Origin of the sequence: Thalassobaculum fulvum (assembly GCF_014652915.1) — a bacterium.
In the GTDB taxonomy this organism is placed as follows: Bacteria; Pseudomonadota; Alphaproteobacteria; order Thalassobaculales; family Thalassobaculaceae; genus Thalassobaculum_A; species Thalassobaculum_A fulvum.
In genome coordinates this window covers 212,801-228,450 of sequence record NZ_BMZS01000002.1, presented here as the reverse complement: position 1 = coordinate 228,450, position 15,650 = coordinate 212,801, and the positions used below count along the sequence as shown (strand labels likewise).

Below are 15,650 nucleotides of genomic sequence, written 5' to 3'. Positions count from 1 at the left end.
CCCATGCGCCGCCTCCTGTTCCTGCTGCCGCTGGCGGTCGTGCTCGCCCTGGTCGGCGCGCTCGCCTGGCCGATCCTGGAGGGTCGGGACCCGCGGGCGCTGCCGTCGGTGCTGCTCGACAAGCCGGTGCCGGCGTTCGACCTGCCGGGACTGGCCGCCGACACCGGGGGCCTGCATTCCGACGAGCTGTCGGGCCGGCCGGTGCTGGTCAACGTGTTCGCGTCCTGGTGCGCACCGTGCCGGCAGGAAATCCCGCTGCTGGTCCAGCTCTCCGCCGAGGGCGTGCCGATCTACGGCATCGCCTACAAGGACGAGCCGGCGGCGACCCGCAAGTTCCTGGCCCAGCTCGGCGACCCGTATCGCGGTGTCGGCGTCGACCGCGACGGCCGGATCGCGATCGAGTTCGGGGTGTACGGCGTGCCGGAGACCTACGTGATCGACGGCGCCGGCCGGATCCGCCACCGGCACGTCGGCGCGGTGACCGAGGACGTGGCCCGCCGCACGCTGCTGCCGCTGCTGGAGGAACTCTCGAAATGACGGGCAGGCGGGTCCTCCGTGCCGCGGCGCTCGCGGCGGTGCTGTTCGGCGCGCTGCCGGCGGGTGCCGTGCAGCCGGACGAGATGCTCCGGGACCCCGCCCTGGAACAGCGGGCGCGCGAGCTGAGCGCCGGCGTGCGCTGCCTGGTCTGCCAGAACCAGTCGATCGACGATTCCAACGCCGATCTCGCGCGCGACCTGCGCAAGCTGGTGCGCGAGCGGCTGCTGGCCGGGGACACCGACCAGCAGGTGCTGGACTACCTGACCGCCCGCTACGGGCCGTTCGTGCTGCTGGAGCCGCCGAAGACCCGCAGCACCTGGCTGCTGTGGTACGGGCCGTTCGCGCTGCTCGCGGTCGGCGCCGCCGGCGTGGCCGCGGCCGCGGCGCTGCGGGCCCGGCGCCGGGCCGAGCCGGAGCCGCTGTCGGCCGAGGAGCGGTCGCGCCTCGAGGCGTTGCTGTCCGACGAGGCTGCCGGGACGAACGAGGATCCCCGATGATGCTGTGGATCGTGATCGGGGTGCTGCTGCTCGCGGCGGTGCTGGCGCTGCTGGCGCCGCTGGTCCGGCGGCCGGCGCCGGCTGCCGACCGCGCGGAACACGGATTCGAGGTGCTGCGCGACCAGTTGGCCGAGGTCGAGCGCGACCGCGCCGCGGGGCGGCTCGACGCGGCGTCGGCGGAGGCGGCGCGGCTGGAGATCGAGCGTCGCCTGCTGGCCGAAGCCGACCGGCACGCCGGCGGCCGGACCGGCGAGACGGTTCCCGAGGAGGCCGGCCGCCGGCGCCGCATGGCGGCCGCCGCGCTGGTGATCCTGGCGGTGCCGATCGGCAGTGTCGCCCTGTACCTGATGCACGGCCGCCCGGACCTGCCGGACGCCCCGCTCGCCTCGCGGTCGGCGGAGCGGGCGCGCATGGCCGAGGTCGCCGAGAGCCGGCGCGGCCTGGGCGAGATGGCGACCGAGCTGGAGCGCCGTCTCGCCGAACAGCCGGGCGACGTCGAGGGCTGGCTGCTGCTCGGGCGGACCCGCATGACGCTCGGCGACACCGACGCGGCGGTCGAGGCGTTCCGGAACGCCGCCGTGGCCGGCAGCGGCGACCCGCTGGCCTTCTCGCAGCTCGGCGAGGCGCTGGTGCGCGCCAATGACGGCGTGGTCGGGCAGGAGGCCAGGGACGCCTTCGCGAAGGCCCTCGAGAAGATGCCCGGCGAGCCGCGGTCCCGCTTCTACATGGGGGTGGCGAGCGAGCAGGCCGGCAACCTCCAGGAGGCGCTGGACTGGTGGCTGGCGCTGGAAGCCGACACCCCGCCGGACGCGCCGTGGCGGCAGGTGCTGTCGACCCGGATCGAGCAGGTGGCCGGCCGCTCGGGCGCCGACCTGGCGGCACTGCGCGCCAAGGTGCGCGGCGGCCGGCCGGCCCAGCCGCCGGTCGGGCCGAGTTCGGAGGACCTGGCCGCCGCCCAGCAGATGGCGCCCGAGGACCGGCTGGCGATGATCGAGGGCATGGTCGCCGGCCTGGCGGCACGGCTCGAGGCGAACCCCGACGACCTCGAGGGCTGGCGGCGGCTCGGCCGGTCCTACCTGGTGCTCAACAAGCGCGACGAGGCGATCGAGGCCTATCGCCGGGCGGCCGAGGTCGCGCCCGACGACGTCGAAGTGCTGCTCGACTACGCCCACGCCCTGTTCCCGCCCGGCACCTCGGAGCGTGACATCCCGCCGGCCTTCGCGACCGTAATCGCGCAGGTGCGGGAGCTGGAGCCGGACAACGCCGAGGGACTGTTCTTCGGCGGCCTGCTGGCGATGCGTCGCGGCGACCATGCCGAGGCCCGGGACCTGTGGAGCCGGCTGGTCGAGAAACTGCCCGCCGACTCGCCGATCCGGGCGGCGGTGCAGAAGCGGCTGGACGCGCTGCCGACGAACTGACGGCGCGCTCTCGGGGTTGGCCTCGACCCGACCGGATCGGTACGGTTGCCCGGATCACCGGAGGGTCCCGACCATGCCGTCGCCGCAACCGCCCGAGCGTCACTTCCCAGCGGTCGAGTTCGAGCGGCGGCTGGCCCGGCTGCACGCCATCATGCGGGCGCACCGGCTGGACGCCCTGCTGCTGACGACGCCGCCGAACGTACGCTACGTGACCGGCTTCGACAGCCAGTTCTGGGAGAGCCCGACCCGGCCCTGGTTCGTGGTGGTGCCGCTCGACGGGGCGCCGATCGCCGTCATTCCCGACATCGGGGTGCCGGAGATGGCGCGCACCTGGGTCGCCGACATCCGCTCCTGGCCGGCGCCGGTGCCGGAGGACGACGGGATCTCCCTGCTGGCCGCCGCGATCGCGGGGGTGGCGCGCCGGTTCGGCCGGGTCGGTGCCGAACTCGGCCGGGAGATGACCCTGCGCATGCCGGTCCTGGATTTCCTGACGCTGCGCGAGCGGCTGCGCGGCCTGGAGGTGGTCGACGGCGCGCCGGCGATCTGGGAGGCACGGATGGTCAAGACTCCCGCCGAGATCGCCTGCATCCGCCACATCTGCCGGATCGCCAGCGACGCCTACGAGGCGCTGCCGCCGAAGCTCGAAATCGGCATGACGGAGCGCGAGGCTGCCCGCCGCCTGCGCATCGACATCGCCGAGCGCGGCGCCGACGCTACGCCGTTCCTGCCGGCGATCTCCGGCCCCGGCGGGGTCGCCCAGATCGTCTGCGGGCCCGGCGACCGGGAGTTGCGGGACGGCGACATCCTGTTCTTCGACACCGGCTCGACCTTCGCCGGATATTTCTGCGACTTCGACCGCAACTACGCGATCGGCCGGGCGTCGGACGAGGTCCGGCGGGCCCACGAGGCGGTCTGGGACGCGACCGAGGCCGGCATCGCAGCGGCCGTGCCGGGCGCCACCACCGACGACGTCTGGCAGGCGATGGCCAGGGTGCTGGAGGCCGCCGGGTCGGTCGGCAACAACGTCGGCCGGCTCGGCCACGGCGTCGGCCTGCAGCTGACCGAGCCGCCCTCCAACCGGCCGGGCGACGGCACGGTGATCCGCGAGGGCATGGTCCTGACCATCGAGCCCGGAATGGCGTACGCGCCGGACCGGATGATCGTGCACGAGGAGAACGTCGCGATCACCGCCGACCGGGCCGAACTGCTGACCGCACGGGCGCCGCGCGAGCTGCCGGTGATCCGGTAGCCGGCCATTCGTGCCGGTCCGGATCGGCGTCGATCCGATCCGGCAAAAATCCATTGCCGGCCGCGCGTTGCCGGCTATGCTGCCGCTTTACAGCTTTGTTGCATCGCACTCCGACACAGGACCGTCGATGGTCGTCGCCCCGTCCGATCCTGACGCCTCCGCCGTTACCGGCGGACCCATGCTGGCCGTGACCGACCTGCACAAGCGTTTCGGCAACCTGGAGGTCCTGAAGGGGGTGTCGCTGACCGCCCGCCAGGGCGACGTGATCTCGATGATCGGCGCCTCCGGGTCGGGCAAGTCGACCTTCCTGAGATGCATCAACCTGCTGGAGATTCCCGACGCCGGCGAGGTCCGGGTCGACGGCGAGCTGATCGGCATGGTGCCGGTTCGCGGCGGCGGTATGCGCCCGGCCGACAGCCGCCAGGTCGACCGCATCCGCTCGCGGCTCGGCATGGTGTTCCAGAGCTTCAACCTGTGGACCCACATGACGGTGCTCGAGAACGTCATCGAGGCACCGGTCCATGTACTCGGCGTGCCGAAGCGCGAGGCGGTCGAGCGCGCCGAGGCGCTGCTCGACAAGGTCGGCATCGCCGACAAGCGCAACCAGTACCCGGCCCACCTGTCGGGCGGCCAGCAGCAGCGCTGCGCGATCGCGCGCGCGCTCGCGATGGAGCCGCAGGTCATGCTGTTCGACGAGCCGACCTCGGCGCTCGACCCCGAACTGGTCGGGGAAGTGCTGAAGGTCATGCGGGACCTCGCCGACGAGGGCCGCACCATGATCATCGTGACCCACGAGATGCGCTTCGCCCGCGAGGTGTCGAGCGAGATCGTGTTCCTGCATCAGGGCCGGATCGAGGAGCAGGGACCGCCGGCCCAGGTGTTCGGATCGCCGCAGTCCGAACGCTGCCGCCAATTCCTCGCGACCTCTCAACACGCGGCCGCGGGGTAGTCGTCCGACGGGGCCGCCGGTCGGAGGGCGACCGCGGCCCGACGGGGACAGTCGAAAGCCCGCGAGGGCAAAAAGACCAGGAGGGACTTCACGTGAAGAAGACGCTTACGACTCTCGCCGCCGTCGCGGCGCTCGCCGTCGCCGGCATCGCGGCCGACGCCTCGGCCAAGGACTGGGGCAAGGGCTCGAAGGTCCGGATCGCCACCGAAGGCGCCTACGCGCCGTGGAACTTCACCGACAGCTCCGGCAAGCTGGTCGGCTTCGAGGTCGATCTCGCCGCCGACCTGTGCAAGCGCATGGAGGTCGAGTGCGAGGTCGTGCAGCAGGCCTGGGAAGGAATCATCCCGGCGCTCGAGGCCGGCAAGTACGACGTGATCATGGCCGGCATGTCGATCACCGAGAAGCGCAAGAAGGTGATCTCCTTCTCGCGCTCCTACGCGCAGACCCCGGCGGTGTTCGTGGTGGTGAAGTCGAGCCCGTCGGCCGGCTTCAAGACCGAGCTCGAGCGGGCCAACCTCGACGAGGTCGACGCCGCCGAGCAGGGCGCGATCGACGCCCTGGTCAAGGAGTTCAAGGGCAAGACCGTCGGTGTGCAGATCTCGACCACCCACGAGAACTTCCTGCGCGAGTACTTGGCCAACGACGTCACCATCAAGACCTACGACACCCAGGAGAACCTGGACCTCGACCTGCAGGCCGGCCGGGTCGACGCGGCCCTGGCCTCGGCGTCCTACTGGGTGCCGCTGCTGAGCTCCGACAAGGGCAAGGACATGCTCATGGTCGGTCCGAAGCTGACCGGCGGGCCGTTCGGCGCCGGTGTCGGCGCCGGCATCCGGCAGGACGACAAGGCCCTGGTCGAGATGTTCAGCAAGGCGATCGACGCGGCCATCGCCGACGGTTCGCTGTCCAAGCTCGCCGTGCAGTGGTTCGGCTTCGACGCCTCGGCGAAGTGAGCTGACGTTCAGCATGCCGGGACTGGCCGGGGCAACCGCCCCCGGCCGGTCCCGTTCCGTTTGAACGGGGGGCCGATCCCGCATGTCCGAGTGGATGAGCCTGCTGGCCTGGGGCGATGCCGGCTGGGGCGACGAGATGGTCCGCGGCGCGCTGTGGACCCTGGTGCTCGCCACCGTGGCGTTCGCGCTCGGGGTCGCGATCGGCTCGCTCGGGGCGACCGCCAAGCTGTCGTCGCTGCCGCCGGCCCGCTGGCTGGGGCAGGGCTACACCACGGTGATCCGCGGCGTGCCCGACCTGCTGGTGATCTACCTGCTGTTCTTCGGCGGCAACCAGGCGGTCATGGCGATCGCCCGTGGCCTGTTCGGCTATGACGGCTACATCGAGCTCAATGCCTTCACCATCGGTGCGATCGCCCTCGGGACGGTGTCGGGAGCCTATTCAACCGAGGTCATCCGCGGCGCGGTGCTGGCGGTGCCGCGCGGCCAGATCGAGGCGGCGCGGGCGTGCGGCATGAGCGGCTGGCTGCTGTTCCGCCGGATCATGGTGCCGCAGGTGGCACGCTACGCCCTGCCGGGACTCGGCAACGTCTGGCAGCTCACCCTCAAGGACACCTCGCTGATCTCGATCGTCGGGCTGGTGGAGATCATGCGTTCGGCCTCGATCGCGTCCGGGTCGACCCAGAAGCCGTTCGTCTTCTACCTGTCGGCGGCGGTTCTGTACCTGTGCCTCACGGCCGGTTCGAACCGGGTGTTCGGGCTGGCGGAACTGTGGGCCAACCGCGGCGTGCGGAGGGCCTGAGCCATGCGCTTCGAGCTGTTCGGCGAGTACTTCCCGGACCTGCTGTCGGGCATCCCGATGATGCTCCAGCTCGCCGGGCTGTCGCTGTTCCTGGGATTCTTCCTGGCGGTCCTGCTGGCGGTCCTGCGGACCTCCGGCATCCGGCCGCTGGAATGGTTCGTGCGCGGCTACGTCTACGTGTTCCGCGGTACTCCGCTGCTGGTGCAGATCTTCCTGATCTACTACGGCACCGGCCAGTTCGACCTGATCAAGCAGAGCTTCCTGTGGCCGGTGCTGCGCGAGGCCTACTGGTGCGCGATCATCGCGCTGACCCTGAACACCGGCGCCTACACCTCGGAGATCATCCGCGGCGGCATCGAGGCGGTGCCGTGGGGCCAGGTCGAGGCCGCCAAGGCCTGCGGCATGAGCGCCTGGCTGCGGTTCCGGCGGGTCGTGTTCCCGCAGGCCATCCGCCAGGCGCTGCCGGGCTACGGCAACGAGATCATCCTGATGATCAAGTCGACCTCGCTGGCCAGCACCATCACCCTGCTGGAGGTCACCGGCATCGCCCGGAAGATCATCAGCCAGACCTACGCGCCGCTCGAGCTGTTCGTCATGGCCGGCGCGATCTACCTGACCATCGTGTTCACGGTCACCCGGATCGTCGACTGGATCGAGAACCGGCTGTCGCCCGAACTTGCCGGCCGCCGGCACGTCGAGGACGCCGAGAAGGACCTCGCCAGCGTCCATTGACCGGCTGGTCCTCTCCGCTGACGCCACCGCGCGCCAAATCTGGGACTTTTCATATGCAAGGTATTTTATGGAATTTTCATTGCGAACTTTAATTTAGGCGGGATTCCGATCCTCCATCATAAAAGGCGAATGTACTGACCTGCCCACCGGAGGTACCTCGCCATGTCATCCCGCCACCGCGACGATTTCGACGACGATTCCGACCTTGACGACGACGACACCCTGATCGGCGGCGAGGACGAAGACGAGAACGAGATCGAAGGCACCAAGGGCAACGACTCGCTGGTCGGCACCGGCGGCGCCGACTCGATCGACGGCGAGAAGGGTGACGACACCCTGTCCGGCGGCGCCGGCAACGACACCCTGGACGGCGGCAAGGGCGACGACCTGATCTACGGCGGCGACGGCGCCGACCTGTTCGTGGTCCGCACCGATCGCGGCGCCGACCAGATCGCCGACTTCACCGGCGGCGAGGACGTGATCCGGGTGCACGCCAGCTCGCACAGCAGCGGCATCAGCGACTTCGCCAGCCTGCTGGAGAACACCGCCGACGACGCCGACGGCAATGCGGTCATCGACCTCGGCGGCGGCAACTCGGTCACCCTGCTCGGCGTCGGGACCTCGTCGCTGACCGCCTCGAACTTCAGCTTCGGCGGCAACAACATCCGCGGCGAAAGCGGTGACGACATCCTGAGCGGGGCCGCCGACGACGACATCATCAGCGGGGCCGACGGCGCCGACACGGTGTCAGGCGGCGACGGCCTGGACGTGATCTACGGCAACCAGGACGACGACTGCCTGTCCGGCGACGGCGGCGACGACACGCTGTACGGCGGGCAGGCCGACGACGTGGCCGACGGTGGTCTGGACGACGACATCCTGTACGGCAACCTCGGCGACGACCGGCTGAGCGGCAGCGCCGGCGCCGACACCATCTTCGGCGGCCAGGGCAACGACGCGGTGCTCGGCAGCGACGGCGACGACGTGCTGTTCGGCAATCTCGGCGACGACACCCTGTCCGGCGGCGCCGGCAACGACGTGCTCGCCGGCAATGGCGGGGCCGACGTGTTCGCGTTCGCCGACGGTTCCGGCGCCGACTCGGTCGCCGACTTCGACGGGACGTCCGGCGACCGGCTGCATATCGCCGCGGATGCCAACGGCAACGGGATCGGCAGCTTCGCGCAGCTCGCCTCGGCGATCTCCGAGGACGCCGGCGGCAACGCCCTGATCGACCTCGGCGGCGGCAACTCGATCACCCTGATCGGGGTGCGGTCGACCGAGCTGTCGGAGACCGACTTCCTGTTCAGCTGACCCGCTCGGCGCGGTTGGCATTTCTCTGGCTCGGGCTATCCTCCGGCGGCATGCAGCTGCAGCCGGGAGATGGCCCTTGCCGATCGAACTCACGCCGTTTCCGGCGGACGGTGCCGAGATGCTGGAGCGCTGGCTGGCGGGCCCGCTGGTCGCGCGCTGGTGGAAGGCGCACTGGACCGTGCCGGTGCTCGAGGCGCTGCGCGCCGGCGGGCCGTTGCCCGCGGGCACCCGCGCCTGGCTCGTCGAGCTGGACGGGCAGCCGGTCGGTTATGCCCAGGACCGCGACGCTCTCCGCGACAGCGACGGCTGGAAGGCGGAAGACGGCGTCGGACCCGGGACCCGGGCGGTCGCAGTCCTGCTCGGCGAGCCGGCGGCCCTGAACCGCAAGCTCGGTCGCGAGGCGATCCGGGAACTGGCCCGGCGGCTGTTCGCCGAGCCCGGAGTCGACCGTCTGGTGGCGGCGCCCCACCCGGACAACTGGCCCGCCATCATCGCCTTCAAGCGCGCCGGATTCCGCGAGCGCGGGCGGCGCCAGTTCCCGGACGGTCCGGTCATGGTGCTGACCGCCGCGAAAGCGGTCTGGAAGGGTTGACAGGAAGGCGAAACGGTCGTTTTCGAGAGCGTCCGTCGTGATACCCTTCCGTCCCGGTGAGGGGCGATCCGGCCCGACTGCGCATCGAGGGTGGTGGTGCAAGACCTGGAAGAAATGAAGCGCCGGCTGTCGGACCTGAAGACCGAGCACCGGGACCTCGACGACGTGATCGCCCGCCTGCTGGAGAAGGCCCCTTTCGACCAGCTGCAGCTTCAGCGGCTGAAGAAACGCAAGCTGATGCTGAAGGACGAGATCTCGCGCCTCGAGAGCCGGCTGCTGCCCGACATCATCGCCTGAAACCGGCCGGGACGCGGCGCGCGCCGGTCCCCGCGCTTCAGTCCAGCTCCGCCCCGGCGTTGTACTTCAGGATGACCTTGCGCAGGCCGTCCATCAGTTCGCGGCCGACCGCGCCGCCGTCGCCCTTGATCTTCGCCTGCCGGATGGCCTGCAGCGCGTTGATGTGCATGGCCAGCACGTCGGTCTCGGTCGGGCCGAAGTCCTCGGACAGGTCGATGAACTTGCAGGCGCTGTCGCCGATGTGGCTGACTAGCGGGTAGCCGAAGGTGCCGGCCTGGCCGCGCAGGTCGTGCAGCAGCCGGCGCATGGCGATCAGCGCGCGCTCGCGGGTCATGCCGCCCTGCCTGACGTCGGCCATGGCGGCGGCCAGGGCGGTCACGTTGTCGCTGAAGATCGTCTCGAACTCGCCGCCGAGCTTCTGCACCGACTCCTCGGCCTTGGCGAGCATGTCCGACGGATCGCCGCCCTTGACCTTCACCTTGGTCCGCAGCGGGTTCGGGTTGTCGATGAACTCGACCTTCGGCTTGTCGTTGGCCACCGATCACTCTCCCGGTCGCTCAGGCGCGCTTGACCGCATCCAGGTCGTCGAGGCTGCCGGTGCGTTGCTGGTCCTCGGTCCGCCGCCGCGGGCCGACGTAGTCGGCCTCGAACCGGCGCCGCCGGTCCGGTCCGAAATACGAGCCGGTCCGCACGAACCGCCGCGGACTCTCGATGATCGAGACGATGCGGGCGTACAGGCTGGCAGCCGACACCGGCTTGGCCAGGAACTCGGTCATGCCGGCGTCGCGCGCCTGGATGACGTTGCGGGCGATGGTGTTGGCCGAGACCACGATCACCGGGATCAGCGGGTTGACGCCGCGTTTGCCGCTGCGGACGGTCTGCAGCAGCTGCATCCCGTTCATGCCTTCCATCTCCCAGTCCATCACGATGAGGTCGATCGGCGTGGCGCGGAGTTCCTCCAGCGCCTCGTAGCCGTCCCGGGCCTCGGCGACGTGATGAATCGACAACCCACGCAGCACGTTCACGATGATCGTGCGCATGAAACGGTTGTCGTCCACCACCAGGGCAGACACGTTGTCGAGCGAATAGGCCTTCATCCCGCAATCTTCGGCGATGTTCCGCTTCTTGATCGGAAAGTCTATCGCGTCGGCGAGGGACTGTCAGCCCGGCCACTGGACGTGATTCTTGCGTGCTTGCACCAGGATGCCGCGTTCCTATAATCCGCCGCTTTCCGCCGAGCGGCCGGAGGAGACATGACCAAGCAAGCGCAGGCGCCGGTGGTCGGCCCGGTAGTGGGCATCGTGATGGGCAGCCAGTCCGACTGGCCGACCATGCGGCACGCCTCGGAGACGCTGGACGCTCTCGGGGTCGCCCACGAGTGCCGTATCGTGTCGGCGCACCGGACCCCGAAGCGGATGATGGAGTACGCCGAGACCGCCCGCGACCGCGGTCTCAAGGTGATCATCGCCGGGGCCGGCGGGGCCGCGCACCTGCCGGGCATGACGGCGTCGATGACGACGCTGCCGGTGCTGGGCGTGCCGGTCGAGAGCAAGGCGCTGTCCGGCATGGACAGCCTGCTGTCGATCGTCCAGATGCCGGGCGGCATCCCGGTCGGCACGCTGGCCATCGGCAAGGCCGGCGCGATCAACGCCGGGCTGATGGCGGCGTCGATCGTCGGCCTGCAGGACGAGGCCGTCGCGGCGGCGCTGGCCGACTGGCGCCGGCGGCAGACCGAGGCGGTCGGTCAGGAACCGGTGAACGAGGACTCGTGATGGCACCGCTGCCCCCCGGCTCGACCATCGGCATTCTCGGCGGCGGCCAGCTCGGGCGGATGACGGCGCTCGCCGCCGGCAACCTCGGCTACCGGTGCCATATCTACGACCCGGTTCCGGACGGCCCGGCCTCGCAGGTATCGGCGGCGACCACCGTCGGCGGCTGGGACGACACGGCGGCGCTGTCGGCGTTCGCGGCGGCCGTCGACGTGGTGACCCTGGAATTCGAGAACGTGCCGGTCTCGACCCTCGAGCTGCTGGCGCGCGACGTTCCGGTGCGGCCGGGGCCGCTGGCGCTGCAGGTGGCGCAGCACCGGGTCGAGGAGAAGCGGTTCGCCCGGCACTGCGGGCTGGAGACCGCGCCGTTCTGGGGCGTGACGACGCTCGACGAGCTGGCCGACGGGCTGTCGGCGGTCGGTGTGCCGGCGATCCTGAAGACCTGCCGGTTCGGCTACGACGGCAAGGGCCAGGTCGCCGTCGACATGGACACATCGCTTCGCGCGGCCTGGGAGGAGCTGGGCTCCGACGACGCCATCCTGGAGCGCCGCATCGCCTTCACCTGCGAGATCTCGGCGATCGTCGCGCGCGGCCTGGACGGCGGGTGCCGGGTGTTCCCGCTCGCCATGAACGAGCATCGCGACGGCATCCTGCGGCGCAGCGTGGCACCGGCGCCGGTCGATCCGGCGGTCGCCCGGGCCGCCGAGGCGGCGGCCGTGGCGCTGGCCGAGGCGCTGGAGCTGGTCGGGCTGCTGGCGGTCGAGTTCTTCGTCACCGGGGACGGCGAGGTGCTGGTCAACGAGATCGCGCCGCGGCCGCACAACTCGGGCCACTGGACCCAGGACGGCTGCGCCACCTCGCAGTTCGAGCAGTTCGTGCGGGCCGTCGTCGGCCTGCCGCTGGGGCCGGTCGACGCGCTGTTCGAGACCGAGATGCTGAACCTGATCGGCGACGACGTGAACGACTGGCCGGCGCTGATCGCCGACCCGACCGCCAAGCTGCACCTCTACGGCAAGGCCGAGGCCCGGCCCGGCCGCAAGATGGGGCACGTCAACCGGCGGCTGCGCCCCTGGCCGAGCGATAGGCCCGCATGAAGCGCAGCGGGCTCGGCAGCTTGCCGCTCAGCTCGCGCCACCGGCCCTTGATCTTCGGGATCCGCATGACGTCGGCGATCCGCCGGTCCAGGAACGCCCAGGTGTCGGCGTGGCCGTCCGAGCTGTCGTCGAGCCAGTACAGCAGGGTCGAGGAGTAGACCGCCGCCAGCAGGCCGCGCTTGCTGTAGAAGTTGAAGTCGGTCGAGCGGTCGCCGCAGGCCCACCAGATCGAATCGACGGTGCGGTACAGGCTCCCGGCCGCGATCCGGGCGTTGCCGGGCAGCGCCAGGTAGCCGAGGCCCAGGCGGACCGCCTCCTTGTGCGGCTCGGCCTGCTCCAGGCGGGTGCGGACGGCGAAGGCGACGCGGTCGCGGATCCGCATCGACTCGAGGTCGGCCTCGTCGAGGGCCGCCACCATGGCGTCGTCGGCCCGCCGCAGCCAGTGGTCGACCGCGCCGCGCACCCCGCGCGGGAACGCGATGTCGACGTCCTCCGGCTCCAGTCCGGCGGCCCGGGCGCCCTCGGTCAGGGTCCGGCGGCTCCAGCCGTCGAACATCACGTGCGGCAGGGCCGCATCCAGGATGCGGTCGCGCAGCGCGTCCATCTGCGGCGTGCGAATCATGAGGTGGCCTCGCGTCGGCGCTCGGCCTCGGCTTCGAGGATCTCCTCGGTGAAGCCCAGGCGGGTTAAGTCGGTCATGCGGTCCAGGTAGAGCACGCCGTCCAGGTGGTCGACCTCGTGCTGCAGCACCCGCGCCCGGGTGCCGCCGACGACCGCCTCGAACGGCTGGCCGTCCGGCGTGGTGGCGGTGACGCGCATCCGGAGGTGGCGCGGCACCTCGCCGCGCAGCCCGGGAATCGACAGGCAGCCCTCCCAGCCCAGCGCGATTTCGTCGCCCAGCGGCTCGAGCACCGGGTTGACCAGCGCGGTCAGCGGGCAGGGGCCGTCGTCGGGATGGTCGGTGGCGCGGGCGTCCGGGACCCTGAAGATCAGCACCCGGCTCGGCACGCCGATCTGCGGTGCGGCAAGGCCGATCCCGCCGGCGTCCGCCAGCGCGGCCTCCATGTCGGCGATCAGCTCACGGATTTCCGGGGCGGTCGCATCGGCGACCGGCTCGGCGACACGGCGCAGGACGGGATCGCCCATGCGGACTATGGACTTCGGCGTCATGATGGGGCATATAGCGCGCCCGTCGCCTCGGGTAAACCAGACCTCCTCTGGTGGCCTGCTGGCGCGGTGCCGCGGTTTCGGCTATAGTCAACGAACGTCGGCGGCCTGGGGCTCCTGGTAGTGGGGTTCCCTTGGCCGTTGTTTGCTGTGCTGAGATCGGAAACGAAAGGAGTGGGAAGTCCGTGCAAGTTACCGTTCGCGACAACAACGTCGACCAGGCCCTGCGCGCGCTGAAGAAGAAGATGCAGCGCGAGGGTGTCTTCCGCGAGATGAAGCTGCGCCGCAACTACGAGAAGCCCTCGGAGAAGAAGGCGCGTGAGCGTGCCGAGGCGGTTCGCCGGCATCGCAAGCTGATGCGGAAGCGCATGGAGCGCGAAGGCTACTAGGATCACGGCGCCCGCGGGGCTCCGGCCCCGGGGACACCACGCGGAGCCGCCCGCCCGGGCGGCTTTTTGCGTGTCCGGATCCAGCCGACATTTGACCGTCGGCGGCGTTGCCCGCCGCGCGGACCCGCCCTAGGATCGGTCGCAAACTGCAACGGCGACCTCCAGGGAGGACGGCATGTCCGGGTCCCACGATCACGGCCACGACCACCACGATCACGATCACGAGCACCCGCGGCTGAGCGAGCTTCAGCTCCGCGTGCGAGCGCTCGAATCGCTGCTGGTGGAGAAGGGGCTGGTCGATCCGGCCGCCCTCGACGAGTTCATCGACATCTACGAGACCAAGGTCGGCCCGCGCAACGGCGCCCGGGTGGTGGCGCGCGCCTGGACCGATCCGGCGTTCCTGGACTGGCTGCGCAAGGATGCCTCGGCCGCCATCAAGTCGTTCGGCTTCGAGGGCCGCCAGGGCGAGCACATGGTCGTGGTCGAGAACACCGACAAGGTCCACAACCTGGTCGTCTGCACGCTGTGCTCCTGCTACCCGTGGCCGGTCCTGGGGCTGCCGCCGGTCTGGTACAAGTCGTCGCCCTACCGCTCGCGGGCGGTCATCGACCCGCGCGGGGTGCTGGCCGATTTCGGTACGGTCCTGCCCGACGACGTCGAGATCAAGGTCTGGGACTCGACCGCCGAGGTCCGCTACCTGGTGCTGCCGCAGCGCCCGGCGGGGACCGAGACCCTGTCCGAGGACGAGCTGGCCGACCTGGTCACCCGCAACTCCATGATCGGCGTCGAGACCGTCAGCTATCCGGCCAGGCCGGCGCGGGAGGCGGCTGAATGAACGGCGCGCACGACATGGGCGGGATGCACGGCTTCGGGCCGGTGCAGGACGAGCCCGAGGACGAGTACTTCCACGGCGAGTGGGAGCGCCGGGCGTTCGCGCTGACCTTGGCCTGCGGCGGCCTCGGCAAGTGGAGCATCGACGAGGGCCGCTACAGCCGCGAGCGCCAGCCGCCGGCCCAGTACCTCGCCAACACCTACTACGAGCAGTGGCTGCATGGGCTCGAGACCCTGCTGGTCGAGAAGGGGCTGGTGACCGAGGAGGAGCTACGCACCGGCAAGGCCGCCGGCCCGAAGCCGAACGACGTCCAGGCGCTGCCGGCCGAGCGGGTCTACAAGGCGCTGCAGCAGGGCTCGCCCTACACCCGCCCGGTCGACCACCCGCCCGGCTTCGCCGTCGGCGACCGGGTGCGGGTGCGCAACGACCACCCGCCGACCCACACCAGGGCGCCGCGCTATGTCCGGGGCCGGGTCGGCACGGTGGTGCTGTACCACGGCGGCCACGTGTTCGCCGACGCCTCGGCGCGGGGCGAGCGCGGCGTCGCCGACCACCTGTACAACGTCGCCTTCGACTCCAAGGATCTCTGGGGCATCCAGGCGCAGCCCGGCGACGTCCACCTCGACCTCTGGGAACCGTATCTGGAGCCGGCATGAGCGCGCAGCAACAGGCGGCCGCGGTCCCGCTCGACGCGCTGCCGCGCATCCCGGTCGACAAGGACGGCCCGGTGTTCCGGGAGCCGTGGGAGGCCCAGGCCTTCGCCATGACCGTGAAGCTGCACGAGGGCGGGCTGTTCACCTGGCCGGAATGGGCGGCGGCGCTGTCGGCGGAGATCGACCGCGCCCAGGCCGCCGGTGATCCGGACCTCGGCGACACCTACTATCAGCACTGGCTGAAGGCGCTGGAGGGGCTGGTGGTCGCCAAGACCGACCTGTCGGCCGACCGCCTGCTCTCGCGCAAGGAAGCCTGGGCCCGGGCCGCCGAGCGGTCCCCGCACGGCGAGCCGATCCTGTTGCCCGAGGACGAACGAGGGTAGGACGCGCCGTCCGGAACGCCGCACCTTCA

Annotated in this window: 21 protein-coding genes; 17 read left to right on the top strand and 4 right to left on the bottom strand. The window is 70.8% G+C overall.

All coding sequences use genetic code 11. From position 1 onward, the window contains the following. The first annotated feature begins 3 nt into the window (after positions 1–3). From IE246_RS04250 to IE246_RS04200, 11 genes are all read left to right on the top strand, one after another. Positions 4–537 carry a DsbE family thiol:disulfide interchange protein gene (locus IE246_RS04250; RefSeq protein WP_189987699.1) on the top strand — a complete coding sequence of 178 codons (534 nt, stop codon included), beginning with the start codon at positions 4–6 and terminating at the stop codon, positions 535–537. Then, positions 534–1,034, top strand: coding sequence for a cytochrome c-type biogenesis protein (locus tag IE246_RS04245; RefSeq protein ID WP_189987698.1), 501 nt, complete (start codon positions 534–536; stop codon positions 1,032–1,034). Before IE246_RS04250 ends, IE246_RS04245 begins: the two co-directional genes overlap by 4 nt. After that, positions 1,031–2,452, top strand: a complete 1,422-nt coding sequence (gene ccmI / locus IE246_RS04240; RefSeq protein WP_189987697.1) for a c-type cytochrome biogenesis protein CcmI — start codon at positions 1,031–1,033, stop codon at positions 2,450–2,452. Before IE246_RS04245 ends, ccmI begins: the two co-directional genes overlap by 4 nt. Before the next feature lie 73 nt (positions 2,453–2,525). Then, a complete protein-coding gene (locus IE246_RS04235) occupies positions 2,526–3,701 on the top strand; it encodes a M24 family metallopeptidase (RefSeq protein WP_189987696.1) in 1,176 nt (391 codons plus the stop codon). A gap of 178 nt (positions 3,702–3,879) precedes the next feature. Next, positions 3,880–4,650: an ABC transporter ATP-binding protein gene (locus tag IE246_RS04230; RefSeq protein ID WP_189987695.1), complete on the top strand. Its 771-nt coding sequence runs from the start codon at positions 3,880–3,882 to the stop codon at positions 4,648–4,650. Positions 4,651–4,742: 92 nt separating this feature from the next. After that, positions 4,743–5,603, top strand: a complete 861-nt coding sequence (locus IE246_RS04225; RefSeq protein ID WP_189987694.1) for a lysine/arginine/ornithine ABC transporter substrate-binding protein — start codon at positions 4,743–4,745, stop codon at positions 5,601–5,603. An 82-nt stretch (positions 5,604–5,685) separates the two neighbouring features. After that, the gene (locus IE246_RS04220; protein ID WP_189987693.1) at positions 5,686–6,402 is read left to right on the top strand and encodes an ABC transporter permease; all 717 of its coding nucleotides are present in this window, start codon (positions 5,686–5,688) and stop codon (positions 6,400–6,402) included. Between the two features lie 3 nt (positions 6,403–6,405). Further along, positions 6,406–7,134, top strand: coding sequence for an ABC transporter permease (locus tag IE246_RS04215; protein ID WP_189987692.1), 729 nt, complete (start codon positions 6,406–6,408; stop codon positions 7,132–7,134). A gap of 162 nt (positions 7,135–7,296) precedes the next feature. After that, positions 7,297–8,445, top strand: coding sequence for a calcium-binding protein (locus IE246_RS04210; RefSeq protein WP_189987691.1), 1,149 nt, complete (start codon positions 7,297–7,299; stop codon positions 8,443–8,445). A gap of 76 nt (positions 8,446–8,521) precedes the next feature. Beyond that, entirely contained in the window at positions 8,522–9,037 is a 516-nt protein-coding gene (locus IE246_RS04205) for a GNAT family N-acetyltransferase (protein WP_189987690.1), read from the top strand. A 114-nt stretch (positions 9,038–9,151) separates the two neighbouring features. Further along, complete coding sequence (locus IE246_RS04200) at positions 9,152–9,334, top strand: YdcH family protein (RefSeq protein ID WP_189988094.1); 183 nt, start codon at positions 9,152–9,154, stop codon at positions 9,332–9,334. 37 nt (positions 9,335–9,371) lie between these two features. Here the strand turns inward: IE246_RS04200 and IE246_RS04195 are convergent, their stop codons facing one another. Next, entirely contained in the window at positions 9,372–9,872 is a 501-nt protein-coding gene (locus IE246_RS04195) for a hypothetical protein (protein ID WP_189987689.1), read from the bottom strand. A 19-nt stretch (positions 9,873–9,891) separates the two neighbouring features. Next, positions 9,892–10,431, bottom strand: a complete 540-nt coding sequence (locus IE246_RS04190; RefSeq protein ID WP_189987688.1) for a response regulator — start codon at positions 10,429–10,431, stop codon at positions 9,892–9,894. Between the two features lie 156 nt (positions 10,432–10,587). Here IE246_RS04190 and purE point away from each other — a divergent pair, with 156 nt between their 5' ends. Beyond that, complete coding sequence (gene purE / locus IE246_RS04185) at positions 10,588–11,106, top strand: 5-(carboxyamino)imidazole ribonucleotide mutase (protein WP_189987687.1); 519 nt, start codon at positions 10,588–10,590, stop codon at positions 11,104–11,106. After that, positions 11,106–12,197: a 5-(carboxyamino)imidazole ribonucleotide synthase gene (locus IE246_RS04180; RefSeq protein ID WP_189987686.1), complete on the top strand. Its 1,092-nt coding sequence runs from the start codon at positions 11,106–11,108 to the stop codon at positions 12,195–12,197. The genes purE and IE246_RS04180 overlap by 1 nt, the downstream gene beginning before the upstream one ends. Here the strand turns inward: IE246_RS04180 and IE246_RS04175 are convergent. Beyond that, positions 12,154–12,819 (bottom strand): COQ9 family protein, encoded by a 666-nt coding sequence (locus tag IE246_RS04175; RefSeq protein WP_189987685.1) that lies wholly within the window; start codon positions 12,817–12,819, stop codon positions 12,154–12,156. The two genes, IE246_RS04180 and IE246_RS04175, sit on opposite strands and share 44 nt — an antisense overlap. Beyond that, positions 12,816–13,367 carry a peptide deformylase gene (def, locus tag IE246_RS04170; RefSeq protein WP_189987684.1) on the bottom strand — a complete coding sequence of 184 codons (552 nt, stop codon included), beginning with the start codon at positions 13,365–13,367 and terminating at the stop codon, positions 12,816–12,818. Before def ends, IE246_RS04175 begins: the two co-directional genes overlap by 4 nt. Positions 13,368–13,549: 182 nt before the next feature. On the opposite strand from def, the gene rpsU reads away from it, so the two are divergent. The 4 genes from rpsU (at position 13,550) to IE246_RS04150 (ending at position 15,621) form a co-directional block, all read left to right on the top strand. Then, positions 13,550–13,753 (top strand): 30S ribosomal protein S21, encoded by a 204-nt coding sequence (gene rpsU / locus IE246_RS04165; RefSeq protein WP_189987683.1) that lies wholly within the window; start codon positions 13,550–13,552, stop codon positions 13,751–13,753. Positions 13,754–13,928: 175 nt separating this feature from the next. Further along, on the top strand, positions 13,929–14,588 hold the full coding sequence (gene nthA / locus IE246_RS04160; RefSeq protein WP_189987682.1) for a nitrile hydratase subunit alpha: 660 nt from the start codon (positions 13,929–13,931) through the stop codon (positions 14,586–14,588). Continuing rightward, complete coding sequence (gene nthB, locus IE246_RS04155; RefSeq protein ID WP_189987681.1) at positions 14,585–15,241, top strand: nitrile hydratase subunit beta; 657 nt, start codon at positions 14,585–14,587, stop codon at positions 15,239–15,241. The genes nthA and nthB overlap by 4 nt, the downstream gene beginning before the upstream one ends. Continuing rightward, a complete protein-coding gene (locus IE246_RS04150; protein WP_189987680.1) occupies positions 15,238–15,621 on the top strand; it encodes a nitrile hydratase accessory protein in 384 nt (127 codons plus the stop codon). Before nthB ends, IE246_RS04150 begins: the two co-directional genes overlap by 4 nt. Positions 15,622–15,650 lie beyond the last annotated feature (29 nt).